Source organism: Compostibacter hankyongensis (assembly GCF_039541075.1).
Taxonomy (GTDB): domain Bacteria; phylum Bacteroidota; class Bacteroidia; order Chitinophagales; family Chitinophagaceae; genus Compostibacter; species Compostibacter hankyongensis.
Genome location: NZ_BAABFN010000021.1, coordinates 124,980 through 137,897 on the forward strand (window position 1 = coordinate 124,980; position 12,918 = coordinate 137,897).

The 12,918-nt window shown below is 40.4% G+C and carries 14 protein-coding genes and 1 pseudogene; 1 reads left to right on the top strand and 14 read right to left on the bottom strand.

Annotated elements, in window-relative coordinates; all coding sequences use genetic code 11:
• Window positions 1-17: 17 nt before the first annotated feature.
• From ABD851_RS15870 to ABD851_RS15895, 6 genes and pseudogenes are all read right to left on the bottom strand, one after another.
• Window positions 18-536, bottom strand: a complete 519-nt coding sequence (locus ABD851_RS15870) for an HD domain-containing protein (protein ID WP_344981106.1) — start codon at window positions 534-536, stop codon at window positions 18-20.
• A gap of 94 nt (window positions 537-630) precedes the next feature.
• Complete coding sequence (gene mobC / locus ABD851_RS15875) at window positions 631-2,640, bottom strand: conjugal transfer protein MobC (protein WP_344981109.1); 2,010 nt, start codon at window positions 2,638-2,640, stop codon at window positions 631-633.
• 458 nt (window positions 2,641-3,098) lie between these two features.
• A pseudogene (locus tag ABD851_RS15880) lies at window positions 3,099-3,485 on the bottom strand (GrpB family protein).
• A 261-nt stretch (window positions 3,486-3,746) separates the two neighbouring features.
• Window positions 3,747-4,064 carry a DUF3817 domain-containing protein gene (locus ABD851_RS15885; RefSeq protein ID WP_112373085.1) on the bottom strand — a complete coding sequence of 106 codons (318 nt, stop codon included), beginning with the start codon at window positions 4,062-4,064 and terminating at the stop codon, window positions 3,747-3,749.
• A 2-nt stretch (window positions 4,065-4,066) separates the two neighbouring features.
• Window positions 4,067-4,531 (bottom strand): hypothetical protein, encoded by a 465-nt coding sequence (locus ABD851_RS15890; RefSeq protein ID WP_112373086.1) that lies wholly within the window; start codon window positions 4,529-4,531, stop codon window positions 4,067-4,069.
• A 2-nt stretch (window positions 4,532-4,533) separates the two neighbouring features.
• Complete coding sequence (locus tag ABD851_RS15895; RefSeq protein ID WP_344981116.1) at window positions 4,534-4,965, bottom strand: DUF6010 family protein; 432 nt, start codon at window positions 4,963-4,965, stop codon at window positions 4,534-4,536.
• A 477-nt stretch (window positions 4,966-5,442) separates the two neighbouring features.
• On the opposite strand from ABD851_RS15895, the gene ABD851_RS15900 reads away from it, so the two are divergent.
• The gene (locus ABD851_RS15900) at window positions 5,443-6,222 is read left to right on the top strand and encodes a phytanoyl-CoA dioxygenase family protein (protein WP_344981119.1); all 780 of its coding nucleotides are present in this window, start codon (window positions 5,443-5,445) and stop codon (window positions 6,220-6,222) included.
• 202 nt (window positions 6,223-6,424) lie between these two features.
• Here ABD851_RS15900 and ABD851_RS15905 read toward each other — a convergent pair whose 3' ends face one another.
• From ABD851_RS15905 to mobB, 8 genes are all read right to left on the bottom strand, one after another.
• Complete coding sequence (locus tag ABD851_RS15905; RefSeq protein WP_146746641.1) at window positions 6,425-6,832, bottom strand: nuclear transport factor 2 family protein; 408 nt, start codon at window positions 6,830-6,832, stop codon at window positions 6,425-6,427.
• A 166-nt stretch (window positions 6,833-6,998) separates the two neighbouring features.
• Window positions 6,999-7,475 (bottom strand): DUF4405 domain-containing protein, encoded by a 477-nt coding sequence (locus ABD851_RS15910; RefSeq protein WP_112373090.1) that lies wholly within the window; start codon window positions 7,473-7,475, stop codon window positions 6,999-7,001.
• A gap of 14 nt (window positions 7,476-7,489) precedes the next feature.
• The gene (locus tag ABD851_RS15915; protein WP_112373091.1) at window positions 7,490-8,080 is read right to left on the bottom strand and encodes an NAD(P)H-dependent oxidoreductase; all 591 of its coding nucleotides are present in this window, start codon (window positions 8,078-8,080) and stop codon (window positions 7,490-7,492) included.
• A gap of 77 nt (window positions 8,081-8,157) precedes the next feature.
• A complete protein-coding gene (locus tag ABD851_RS15920) occupies window positions 8,158-8,697 on the bottom strand; it encodes a Crp/Fnr family transcriptional regulator (RefSeq protein WP_229717729.1) in 540 nt (179 codons plus the stop codon).
• A 275-nt stretch (window positions 8,698-8,972) separates the two neighbouring features.
• The gene (locus ABD851_RS15925; protein ID WP_112373092.1) at window positions 8,973-9,803 is read right to left on the bottom strand and encodes a sialate O-acetylesterase; all 831 of its coding nucleotides are present in this window, start codon (window positions 9,801-9,803) and stop codon (window positions 8,973-8,975) included.
• 126 nt (window positions 9,804-9,929) lie between these two features.
• Window positions 9,930-10,694 carry a type I methionyl aminopeptidase gene (gene map / locus ABD851_RS15930; RefSeq protein ID WP_344981129.1) on the bottom strand — a complete coding sequence of 255 codons (765 nt, stop codon included), beginning with the start codon at window positions 10,692-10,694 and terminating at the stop codon, window positions 9,930-9,932.
• Window positions 10,695-10,770: 76 nt separating this feature from the next.
• On the bottom strand, window positions 10,771-11,361 hold the full coding sequence (locus ABD851_RS15935; RefSeq protein WP_112373094.1) for a TetR/AcrR family transcriptional regulator: 591 nt from the start codon (window positions 11,359-11,361) through the stop codon (window positions 10,771-10,773).
• Window positions 11,362-11,616: 255 nt separating this feature from the next.
• Window positions 11,617-12,918, bottom strand: a complete 1,302-nt coding sequence (gene mobB / locus ABD851_RS15940; RefSeq protein WP_344981133.1) for a conjugal transfer protein MobB — start codon at window positions 12,916-12,918, stop codon at window positions 11,617-11,619.

Sequence of the window (12,918 nt, forward strand, 5' to 3'; positions counted from 1 at the left end):
TACCAAATTTCCCCCGATTAACTGTATTTACATAAAGCAAGCGCCTTACCCGCTTGTGTTTTGATTTCTTTTGAAACAAATTGTCTTAAGGTTTCTGTGTCCTTAGTGCAATCCATAACTTGCATGTTTTCAATAAGGTCTGCCTCCCAAAGAATCTGAAAATCTTTTCCATCTATTTTTTCAGGCGTATGATGGTTTCCAACTATATAACATACTCTTTCAATTACGAATGGTTCATAATTATGTTCACTTAATATATTTCTTGCAATTGGTACTCCTTCCTGCTCTTGGAGATGTCCCTCCATTGATCCATATTTACGTAATGCTTCCACAGAACCTATGTCGTGTAAAACAGCACTTAACTCTATAATACAACCAGTCTGACTGTCTACATTTTCTCTTTCAATAATCGTCCGTGTATTTTCTAACACCTTCATTGTGTGATCGACGCCATATGGTACAGTTCTGAAAATATTTTTCATCTCTTTGATTACTTGGTCTAATTTCTCTGATTCTCCTATGTCCTTATATTTCATATCACATTATTTTCCGCTAAGGTCTCAAGAATAGAAAAATCAGGCAATGAACCTATGTTAAGTAATCTCTTTAGTGGTTGAAAAAACTTTTGGTTTACGTGTCAGCACAATCTGTGTTTAACAAATGCTGTAAATTGGGGTCATTCTTAATCCGCTCCATTTCGCTTTCCACAATCTGCACAACGTCCGCTTTGACCTGCCTGTAATTGGCTTCGATGACCTGCTTCATATTATCGTTGCCGTGTTCATCGGTAAAGGATAATATCTGTGGTATCTTATTGTAGGCTTTAGTTTCGGCAGAAACCTTTTCGTTATCAACAACGATTTCAGCATGGAAGATTTTCTGCTCGATGCGTTCATCAAAATTATCTGAAACAGACCCAACGAACATTCCCTGTGTTAAGGTAGATATTTTGGATGCAGGTATAAGGGTGTCCAATTGGGTGGATATGGATGTGGATTTATCATTGCGGTTAATGGTGATGCTCTGACGTTTCTGCAATACCTTTCCGAACCGTTCAGAAAGTGTTTTTGCTGTCTCTCCAACGACCTGTCCACTAAAGATATTACCGACCAGATTTTGAATTACCTTACTTTCTTTATCGCCGTAATCCCTCGTTAACTGCGAATAGTCTTGGATGCCAAAAAGTGACGAAATTCGATTTGAACGTGCTGTGCTGATAAAATCCAAACCCCTAAAATAAATGGTGGGCAACTCATCTATGACAATGGAACTTTGAAGCTGTCCTTTCTTATTGATGAGTTTTACAATCCTCGAATTGTACAATCCCAAAGCGGACGAATAGATGTTTTGACGGTCGGGGTTATTCCCGACACATAGTATCTTCGGTTCTTGTGGGTTATTGATGTCCAGTGAAAAATCATCCCCCGTCATGACCCAATAAAGCTGTGGCGAAATCATCCGTGACAACGGAATTTTTGCCGATGCTATCTGCCCCTGCAACTGGTCTTGCGCTCCGCCTTGCCACGCATCCATGAAAGCTGAAAGATAGTTTTCAAGTTCGGGATATGAGGTAAGTATCGTAAAAACATCTGCATATTTTTTATTCAGCAATTCAATAGCATGGGGAAACGTACAATACTTTCCGTCTTCATAGATTTTCAGAAACCAAATGATGGAAGCAAGCAATATAATTGGGCTTTCCACGAAAAAATCCCCTTGCTTCAAAATCCACGACCTGTTGAGGTTTAACATGATGGTGTAAGAGGCTTCGTAAGCATCGGAAATATCCGTCATAAAGGCAGGGCTTAGGGGATTGCATCGGTGGCTACGGCGTGGGTCGTCAAAATTGATAACATAAAACTTGGGCTTAACCTTATACTTCTCGGAGTGTTTCAGCAAATGGTTGTAGGCAATGGTGGACAGGTCGTCAAACTTGAAATCGTAGATATACATCGCAAACCCCTTTTCGATATGTTGCTTGATGTAGTTGTTTACGATGGCGTAGGATTTTCCGGAGCCGGGAGTACCAAGTACAATCGAAGCCCGAAAAGGGTTTACGATATTAATCCATCCATTGTTCCACTTGCCTTTGTAAAAAAACTTTGTCGGAAGATTGACCGAGTATTCATTTTCTATCAGACGGGTTTCCTGTTGGAAACTCTCGTTTTCATTATTGAAAACATCGTCCATCAGATTGTTGCGGAGTAGTCGGCTCATCCATACCCCTGCCATGAGCAAGGCTATATATCCCAGACTTGTTGTAAGTATGTAAAGGAATGTGGCAACCTCTGCCGACAGTTTTAACAACGGTGTGTTCAGAAAGAACAGCACAAAGCCGATAACTAAGGCGGTGTAAATCTTAGACCATGTTATCTTTTCATTCTTTACACCCTTAGTGCCGAGACAGCTTAACGCCAACAACAACAATGCAAAAATCTTGGTGTAAAGGGTGTGGGCAAACAGCCCTGCGGTACGGTTGAAATTGGTCAGTATCTTACCGATAATTTCCAGTGCCCATCCACGTTCGGCAAAGAACCCGTAACAGAACCAATAAAAGTGCATCAGTACCATAAGAGTACTTACAGCACGCATAAAAGCCATGATTTTGGCTAATCCTCTCAAATCATCTTCTCCCTGCATAACAAAAATTTTTAGTGATGCAGGAAATTTAGAGGCTATTTAAAAGGGCTTATCTAAAGCGGTGTCCGATGGCTTTTGGTGGCTTTGTTTGACAGTATTTTAAAACCACAAAGACCAAGATGTTAATCCTGGTCTTTGATTTATTCTTTTCTGAGCAGTGCTTTCCCTTTTTAGACGGGCGCCGTTATGACAGTTTACTTGCCCATAACCGTTATGGATTGACGTTCGTTCGGAAATTCATTGCGAACTTCCACGCCTGAACGTTGGAACGACAGGATGCTAAGACCTCTGTTGAGTTATTTGTCGGATTTCTACACGTGGATAACCTTCCTTTAATGCTAAAGTAGTTATTCGAGTTACAAACTCTGTTTTCTCCTTTGCATATGCTTCCTGAGATTGAAAATCGGTTCCCTGAATTTTCGCCGCAATGCATTTCTTCAAATCTTCATATTCTTTCGCTATTTTGAGTGTTCCCGTAGATAATCTCTAAATGCCAATGTTTTCTTTTCCTCTTCCCCTCCTTGTTCTACAATGTGAATGTGGTATTTATGAGGTTATTCTTTCGGCTTATGCAGAAAAGCAGAAAAAACATCGTCTTGATGTGGAATATAGGTGTATCCTATCTTTTTTAGGTTTTGGACGTAGGATTTTAATTTATCAAAGTTAGTTACAGATATTTGGATGTCTATAATCGGTTTAGCTGAAAGTCGGGGAACAGAAGTTGAACCGTTATGTTCAATTCGTATTGAGGAGTCATTTAAAACTTTCAATATCTCTTTACGCACAGTAAGAAACTCACTTTCCCAGTTTTTATCGTAAGGAATAATTTCTATTTTATTATCCATAACTTCTACTTTCAATATTTTTACATTTTAGTCAACGTCGGACAAATTTCGTCATATCGGTTTTGGGCTTTGCAAAGGAACGTGAATAGAAACACGAAGTTTCAGTTATTCCCAAACGTTACATAAGCCATGTTCTATTTGCTGAATTAGAAAAAGGAAATGAAAATGGCTTATGCGGTAATAGAATTACTGTCGTTAAATTTAGCACTTAACCCGACCTTTTGCAAAATCGATATTATCTGCTGCCCTTTTTTCAGTCGGTTAATCTTCGTCTGTCGGTATGTTTCTAAGAATTTTATAGTCAATATAAAACGTACCGAACGGAATAAAACACGCAATAAGAACCTTCCAGGTGGTTTCTTTGAATTTCCATTGTTGTTCTACGCCTACACGCAACGCATTAAACACAAACAGCAGGAAAAGTGCACCGTGAATGGGGCCAAGCGACTTGGACAAGCCGGGAACATCCCAAAAATGCTTCAGGGGTACGGCAATAAAAACCAAGACAAGTAATGATATGCCTTCTAAGATAGCCAGGAGTCGTAAACGCCCGATAGAGGTGGTGAAAAGTTTCTTCATCATTAAAATATTCTGAAATAAGGTCTGCCTGATAAGGGTGAAAACGGCCAGGGAATGGCTACGAAAATGAGGATTAATCCAATGGTAAACCAAACGAACATTGTTTTAAATTTCTTCTTGTCCGTTTGCTGTCGCTTTGCCTTTGCCGAGCCGATTGTTATCACCACAATAGCAGTTAGCATTAAAATAATATGAATTAAACCGTAGAAAGTCAGCTCTACGTTTTGAAAACTACTTTCCTTTTCTTTCCAAAAATATTTGACCAGCGGACTCTGCGTATATAGGATGATGCCGATCATTAGTTGAATATGTGCAACCGTAGCCGTCCAGTGTCGGAACGCGTTGTCCGATTTTGAAAAAGTCCTGTCGTTGACCAAACCGACAAATGCCCTGTAAATGGCATACAGTAAAAAAGCTAAAACAAGCCAACGAATCAAAGAATGGAGAACTAATAAAGTGGAATACATAATTACGTTGTAACGGTGCTTTGTTTTCTGAATACATTCCAAATCGTAGGAGCCCCGAAGAAAAACCAGATTGCCAGCACCGCATCACAAACGGCACATCCGGCAGACGAAAGTTGTGCAAAGTGAATGATGGGTTCACCGTATAGATGATGCATTACGTCCCAGCCCGTGTGCAACAGCCAACCGATACCGATGAAATAATAATGCTTGAGGGCTTTGAAAGCCACAAACAACATAACAGCACCAAAAACATATTCCCAGACGCCCAATCCGCCGCTCCAGTAAACACCGCCTGCACCGGCAATGATGACGGTGTTGATTTTTTGTCGAGATGGCTCCCTCACAAACGACATGATGATGATAAATAAGAAACCAATCAGCACAGCAGCCAATGCATTGGTGATTGTAAATTCAGGAATGATGTGCGTATGCATATTTTTCTATTTTTTGTCTGCTTGCAAAGTTAAACAAAAAACATACTAATTAGTATGTTTTTAGGTAAAAAATATTTTAGCCATTTGGGTAAATTGTAAATTGCTTTTAATGAGATGGATGTGTTTTTTTATATCAGAAGTGATCGAAACTCTATAGGTAAGGCGCAAAACACCCGCTGCACACTTGTCAACAAAGATTGAAGCTTCAGTCATGCTTCGTTATCTGGCGTTTAAATCTTAGTAGGTTATATGCAGTCCTTTTTCGCTTTGTCGGTTTAGAGATATTGTTTAATTTTGTGGCTATGAGAATGACCGTAATGCTATAATATCCCTTTTTAAGCTTAGTTCTTTAAGCAATGCGCTTTATATATACAAAGCGTACTTTTCTATTATTCATTCATTTTATTATAATCTTAAAACCAAGTCCACTGGTCGACGCTATTTATTGCCGTGGTTGGTTTTTTTAACAAAAAAATTATGTCAGATATACTAAGTATAAAGGAAATAGAGCATTTTATCCATAGCGGGTTTGTTCGTCTTGATAATTCATTTTCCAAAGAAATAGCGGATGCTGCTTTAGAAATTCTATGGAACGACCTTCCTTGTGACAGGTCAAATCCTTCAACCTGGACTGAGCCTGTAATTCGTTTGGGAATGTACACGAATGAACCTTTTGTCAATTCAGTAAACACTCCTAAGCTGCACAATGCTTTCAATCAGTTAGTTGGCAAGGACAAATGGATTCCTTGTCGGAGCGTAGGAACATTTCCTGTTAGATTTCCATCTGCTAAACAGCCTAATGATACCGGTAAACACGTAGATACGAGCTTCCCGGGAAAAGACCCCAATAATTATTTCGAATGGCGTGCCAATGTCAAATCGAGAGGACGAGCATTGTTGATGTTGATTTTGTATTCGGATGTCAGCGAAAACGATGCCCCAACAGTCATTTATGAAAGTTCTCACATTGATGTTGCAAGCTTATTATCCAAAGAGGGAGATCCAGGTCTTTCATTTATGGAACTTGCAAGCAAGTTGGACGAGTTGCCAAAAAGGGGAGAAATATTTGCAACTGGTAAGGCAGGTACAGTTTACCTATGTCATCCGTTTTTGGTTCATTCAGCTCAATCCCACAGGGGAAGTACGCCTAAATTTATGGCACAGCCCCCTTTGTTGTTAAGAGGCGAATTGTCTATTTCAGATTCTAATGTCGGCTATTCTCCCGTTGAAAGAGCTATTCGTTTAGGAATAGGTTAATCATAAAAATGCTCATATCGAAAGAGATTGCTTTTTTTAGCAGTCTCTTTCTTTTTAGGGTTGCTTATAACGAGCCGATTGTTGGCGATAGACGGAATTGCACGCACCAAAGCCGCATAGTAGCACGAAGCTCAATAAATGAATGAAAATAAATAATGTTGATTCTGCTCGCTTATTGCCAACACTTTGCATTATTCCCAACTCAGTTGCCACGACACCCCGAACCGGTCGGTAACTCCACCCAAAAGCTTTTAATCGATTTTAAGCTAAAACCCTTAAATCCTTTAAACTTATAAACATCGCAGAAAGCAAAAACGGCTCCTTCGTTTGTCCATATTTGTCCGTCAACCGAGGCATCTGTTCCGTGGGTAATTATGGTTTCGATTACCATTTTGGATGCATTTCGTATGGGGTAATGCTGAAGTTGCTTTTCAAAATTCTCTATTCCCGACAGGGTGTTTTGTCCGACGATTTCCCAAATGATATGGTCATCAAGATGCTTTTTACAAAAATCTAAATCATCCTTTGCCCAAGCCGTATAAAAGTCTTTGAGAAAGTTCTTTTTCGGGGCATTACCGCAATCGGAAGGAATAATTATCTGTGTCATCATTCGTGCGTCGTTACCTTGTTTGTGTACTACCAACTGATTTTTGTGGAGGTTTTCTTCAAAATTATAAAATCGTATATGGACAACAAAACAATTAGGTGAACTTTAAAACAAGTTCTTAAGTTTCCCGAAACATATTTCAAAACGCAGACTAACCAAATTTTTGAGTTTATTCCAGAAGCAGGTCAATGACTTCTTCTGCATTGGCATCGTTATGCTTCCACAGTTCTTCAAAAGTTTGGACGTTTTCTACCGAAATTCCTTTCTCTGTCAGTTTAGCGGCTGCTTGTTCCTCATTGATATTTAACACCCTGAATGCATCCTCCACAGGTGCTTTTACAATTCTGTCCATGATTTGCAAATCGACCGGCGGATACATTCTTTCAGATATAATAAGAACAACAGCTAATGTCAGTACCGCAAGTAATGCAGGCAAAAAAACACTTTTCTTAAAATGAATTTTCAAAGCTTTCCAATTCAAAATGATGTGGAAAATGGCACAAATAACAAATAACAATCCGAGTATTTCGTGAACTACTTCGGTGTAGCCGTCAAACAGATGGAAAAACATCAGCAGTCCCGAAATGCCTACGACAAGGAACACCAATGATATAAATGGGGTAACATAATTTCTATTGAGTTTCATAATACCATATTTGATTAATTGAGTTTTGAAAATCTTTTCTCAAGTTCATGCAGCCATTTGACCCGTTTTTCGTGGCTCACTCTTTTTACCGATGTAAAGCTGAGCCATTTGACGTTTTTGTAGCCCATTGTTTTGAATACACTTCGTATCATCACTTTTCGAATCAAGTTTCCGATAAGCAGTGAGTACATAATTTTGGGTTTGTTCATCGTGGTGATGACGGTAATGCTTTTCAGATTATGTAATAGCGGCACCAACCCGAAACCTCTCGGATGATGGTCATACGCCAATCCGGGCGACAATACACGGTCGATAAATCCTTTGGTGGCGGCAGGCATAATGTCCCACCAAATCGGGAAAATAAAAATCAGGTGGTCGGCTTTTTTCAATCGTTCGTGGTAGCCAATAACCTGGGGGTCAACCGCACGATGTTCAACAAAGGCTTTTAAATCGTCCGATGTCATTCGGGGATGAAATTGGTCTTTGTCCAGGTGCATCAAATCCACTTTGTGACCGGATTTTTGAAGTCCCTTGCTGACCGATTCTAAAATGGCGTTGCAATAACTTCCTTCATAAGGATGGTTGAATACAATGATGGTTCTCATTTTTGACTGTTTAATTACAATGCAAAATTGAGCAGCAAAGCAGGTGTGGGACGATAACAATTGTTAATAAATCCGTTTTATCGTCTGTTTCGGATTCGGCTCAGGGAAACGGAAGTAATGCCCAGATACGAGGCAATGTAATGTTGCGGTACGCGCTGCACGATGTGCGGATATTGCGCCAACAGCTCTTCGTAACGTTGTTGCGGTGAATTTTTGAGGTAGGAAAAAAACAGTTGCTGAGCCTGGAAAAGGCGTTTAAACAAATGCTCTTCAAACTGCTTTTTGATGTCGGGCGATTGCTCTACAATCATTTGAAATTCCTTTTGCGTGATGGTTTGCAAAACGCAAGGTTCAATGGTTTCGATGCTGTACAGGCTCGGCTGGTTGGTTCGGAAACTTTCGATGGAAGAAACGCTGTCGCCCTCAAAGAAAAATTGCGTCGTGATTTCTTTGCCGTCGTTGTTCACCCAGGTACGCAGGCAACCTTTTTCAATGAAGTACATTGTTTTGGAAATTTTCCCTTCCTGCAACAGGATGGTTCTCGCCGGAGCTTCCACCTGTTTGAAAAAAGGGGAGAAGATGTTCCAAGGGATTCTATTTTTTGTTTTTTGCTTCACTGTGCGGTATCGTTTTTGGATTTGCGGATAGCTATTTGGCTGTTTGCAGAGTAACAGAAAAAGAAGGGTGAACTTTCAATTCCATACAACAGTATCATAAGCCATTTCCCATTTCCTAAATTAAAAAAAGGAAATTATTACGACTTGTGCGGTGATAAAATTACAGACAACTCAACTGTATGAAGTACAATCCATCAAATCCCGAGTTCTTAAGTGGAATAATAGTATGTAGTACCTTTAAATCCATATCCATCTTTGGGCGGGGATTTTTAAAACTAAGAAAATGCCTTCATAAATTCCTTATAAGCAATTTTCCCCTGAGTGAATTTTTCTAAGGCCATGTACTGTTTTTCCTCTGTTGTGTTCTCTCTATTATTGCACCTGTCAACTAATTCTAGTTCATTTACTAACGGCTTATGTATATGTTTTCTTTTGAGAAATGCCTCATAATATCGGATGCCGAATATTCTCTGAGACGCAGCATTGATGTGAATGCCGTCCGGGTTGGCTGTAAGTCCCTTGGCCGTAACATAGTAACAATTTTCTTGCTCTTGGGCATATTTTTGAAGTTCTTTATCCACTAGCTGATGTTCTGTGCACCCGGCTCCGAATGCTACTTTACCTAAATATTCACCTAAACCGCCTACAATAAATGGAATTTCGGGTACTGATAATGTCTCCCTAATTTGATTAAATATTTTTGATAATTTCTCGTAGTATTGTTTGAATTTTCCGCCTTGGCTATCACTTTCCCCTTGATGCCAAAGCACACCAGATAGTTCGCTGTTTTCGGTTGCAAATTGAGCTTCGCTTATTGCATGACGAAATAAAATTCCATCTGTTGACCAATCATCAATGGAACTACCACCTTCTGCGCAGGGAATAAGGCCGATTTCTTCTTCCTCATTGTCCCAACACCAAGCTTCTGCAAATGACGCAGCAAGCCCGATACCCGCAACAGGTCTGTCATAATGAACAGGTTCGACCATCATTTGCCATCTGCCGTTTCGCAGCATCATAATCCTTTTATTGTATATCGGTTTCACTTCATGAGCAAACCCGCGACCTGCCATATTCGATTGTCCAATCAATAAAAATGATTTCATTGCCCTTTTCTTTCTACATTTCAGAATAATAAAATAACTGGTACTACCTAAGATTCAAAATATACCACCGACTTACTTGGTCAAAAATTTACAACCGAGTTTTATCCAAAACGTTGTTTCGATTTTTTAATTCCAAATCCCATTCATTTCGGTCAGTATGATGGGTTTTCCGTCGGTGACAACGATTGTATGTTCGTGTTGCGCCATAAAACCACCTTTGTTTCCCACCATGGTCCAACCATCATTTAACTCTGTTGCATAGGTTGAAGTTGTGGTGATAAAGGTTTCAATGGCAACGACTGCATTTTTTCTAAACCGTCTTTGGTCAAATCGGTTTTTGTAGTTCATTATTTCATCGGGTTGTTCGTGTAAACTCCTTCCAATACCGTGTCCGGCCAAATTTTTAATAACCTTGAAACCTCTTTTTTTGGCTTCGGTTTCCATGATGTGTCCGACTTCTGAAATCTTAACCCCTCCTTTGATATTACGGATGGCTTTTTGCAGGATTTCTTTGGAGGCATCCACTAATTTTTGATGTTGGTTGATGTCTTCTCCAAGCACAAATGAGCTTCCGTTGTCCGACCAAAAGCCGTCAAGTTCGGCAGAAACGTCAATGTTCACCAAATCGCCCTCTTTTAGTATTTTTTTCTCGGACGGAATGCCGTGACAAAACTCATTGTTCACACTGATACAAGTCCAACCCGGAAAACCGTACGTCAGATACGGTGCGGATTTTGCCCCGAAGTCCGAAAGTATTTTTGCGCCGAAGTCGTCTAATTCTTTGGTTGTCATACCGGGTTTTGCATAATTGCGCATTTCTTTCAAGGTGTAAGCAACCGCTTCGCTTACTTTTTGCATCCCGATTAATTCTTCGTGTTTGGTTATGGACATCTTTCTTTCAATTATTTTCTTAGTAATGAGCAAAATTACTAAAAATACTATGTAGTATGTTGTTGGTTGGTGGAAATTATTTCAAACTATCTAAATAGATTTTAAGTTGCTTTAAATAAGAAACGTACACTTTTTTACTATTCTCTAATTTTCCCAAATTCCGAATGCCCCAATAGCCCGACATGACGAAGATGGTTACCTGTTTCGCATTTACGTCCTTGCGGATGGTGCCGTTTTTCTTGCCTCTTTCAATGGTGGTGGTTATTGCCTTTGTCCATTCCTGGGTTAATTCATTCAAAGCCTTATTAAATTCCGAATTCCACGGGGTCATTTCTTGCGTAAAATTGGATGCCGGGCAACCGTATTCCACCTTCAAAAATTCATTTTTCATCAATAGATTATCCATTAGGTTGTAAATGGCTTCCAGTGGATTTTCTTCGGTTTGAAGCGGCTCAATAAAACTATTTGTAAGTGTGGGTTTTAGAATTTCGTTTATGATGGCGAGCCCCATTTCGTCTTTGGTTTTGAAATGGTAGTAAAAGGCTCCTTTCGTTACTTTTGTCGTGGCGATAATATCGTCAATGCTTGTCGTTTGGTACCCCTTAACGTAGATCAGCTCAAACGCTTTCTGTAAAATCATCAACCGTGTTGCTTCCGCCTTTTTCATCTGTTATCTTCTATTTATTTATGGTCAGATGGAATTGTTCAAATTTCATAAAAATACCATTTAGTACTTTACAAAGAAACGAAAAAACTTCGGATAGTTGTCCGTAATCAGAAAGCAGCTTGCGACAAGAAATGTACAAGCGCTCGATTTAGGGTTAGCAAGTGTTATCGTTAGAAAATTAGGTTTACTCTTCAAAAGGGAGTAATGGTTACGACTATGGACAAATTTATGATTGTTCGATAGATGAATTGTAAATCAATTCGCTCTGAGATGACGGCTGTTACGTTTCTTCTTTTTCTTCATACGGTTGGCAAATTCCTGTTCCTCGTAGTCTTCGCCCTGTGCCTCCGGTAGTAGCCCACCCAATCCGTCTATCAACAAATCATCGGTCTGCTGTTCTTTATTTAGGAAGTTAAAAAGTGCATGGGCTTCCTCTTTCTCTACGGTGTTGCCTGTGGTCGATGACTGATTTTGTGCGGTTGCTTTTTCAGTTTCTTGGCGTTGCCCGACCGCCTGCCCGTTCCACCAATCATTAAAGACATTAGCCGATAGGTTTTTGCCCAAAGCTGAACCGTTCCAAACGGTACGGCTTTCGTGGTCGATAAAAGTCATACCGTAGATACGCCCCTCATCGTTGCGCCGTACCACAGCATTGATGCCCTGCTCCAACAGTTGCTTTTTAAAATCGGCTTCATTAGTGGCGGTGTGCATCGCTAATTCAATGGTGCTTTTGAGTACGGCTCTTACAGGGTCGGCTTTCATTTTCTCCTTAGCCTGTGCGAATTGGTTTTGCAGTTCGTCCAGTCCTGCCTGTTTGCCGAAAAGGGATGCCTTAAAAGGATTGCTCGCTTTTTCTCCCTGTTCGTTCAATGCAAAATAGACAAGACCGTTTTTAGGCTGTCCGTGCAATTCTCCTTTGACTTCCTCGGCGGTGATATTGAAGAGCGAAAGCAAGGCATTGTATGCACCGAGGCTTGCGTACCCGTAATACTTCGGCAGGTGTCGTACCACCGAAGCGATTTGGCTCTTAACGTCTCCGGCTCTGTAATCCACCGGACGGAATACCTGCTCGTTTCCCGTTCGCTGTTTTTCCGTTGCAGGTATAAGATTGTACGTTTGTTCCAAATCCCGACAGATTGCCATCGAACGTGGATGGTCGTAACTGTCCGGTAGCTTCTTGCCATCCAAACCCACACAGACCGTTACGATGTGGATATGGGTGCGTTCAATATCGGTATGCTTAAAAACGATATACGGTTGGTTGCCGTACCCCATGCGCTCCATATACTCCTGCGCCATTTCCACGAACTGCCCATCGCTGACCCTATCCGCGGGATCAGGGTTCAGCGATATGTGGCGCACAGGCTTTTCCGTTCTGATATTTGTGGACAGATACGGCTCAAAACACTGGTGCAGGTAGCTTGTCGAATAGGTGTTATCCAACGTTTCGGGTATTCTGTTCAACAACAGAACCTGCCCGTTTTCGCTGTCAATCTTCTTTTGGTTATAGGAAATAGCACCGTACAAATTTTCGCCCTTGCCAATCTTTGCTATCAT

Coding starts and splice junctions, on each gene's coding strand:
- ABD851_RS15870 (WP_344981106.1), bottom strand. CDS start 536: ATGAAATATAAGGACATAGGAGAATCAGAGAAATTAGACCAAGTAATC.
- mobC (WP_344981109.1), bottom strand. CDS start 2,640: ATGCAGGGAGAAGATGATTTGAGAGGATTAGCCAAAATCATGGCTTTT.
- ABD851_RS15885 (WP_112373085.1), bottom strand. CDS start 4,064: ATGAAGAAACTTTTCACCACCTCTATCGGGCGTTTACGACTCCTGGCT.
- ABD851_RS15890 (WP_112373086.1), bottom strand. CDS start 4,531: ATGTATTCCACTTTATTAGTTCTCCATTCTTTGATTCGTTGGCTTGTT.
- ABD851_RS15895 (WP_344981116.1), bottom strand. CDS start 4,965: ATGCATACGCACATCATTCCTGAATTTACAATCACCAATGCATTGGCT.
- ABD851_RS15900 (WP_344981119.1), top strand. CDS start 5,443: ATGTCAGATATACTAAGTATAAAGGAAATAGAGCATTTTATCCATAGC.
- ABD851_RS15905 (WP_146746641.1), bottom strand. CDS start 6,832: ATGATGACACAGATAATTATTCCTTCCGATTGCGGTAATGCCCCGAAA.
- ABD851_RS15910 (WP_112373090.1), bottom strand. CDS start 7,475: ATGAAACTCAATAGAAATTATGTTACCCCATTTATATCATTGGTGTTC.
- ABD851_RS15915 (WP_112373091.1), bottom strand. CDS start 8,080: ATGAGAACCATCATTGTATTCAACCATCCTTATGAAGGAAGTTATTGC.
- ABD851_RS15925 (WP_112373092.1), bottom strand. CDS start 9,803: ATGAAATCATTTTTATTGATTGGACAATCGAATATGGCAGGTCGCGGG.
- map (WP_344981129.1), bottom strand. CDS start 10,694: ATGTCCATAACCAAACACGAAGAATTAATCGGGATGCAAAAAGTAAGC.
- ABD851_RS15935 (WP_112373094.1), bottom strand. CDS start 11,361: ATGAAAAAGGCGGAAGCAACACGGTTGATGATTTTACAGAAAGCGTTT.
- mobB (WP_344981133.1), bottom strand. CDS start 12,918: ATGATAGCAAAGATTGGCAAGGGCGAAAATTTGTACGGTGCTATTTCC.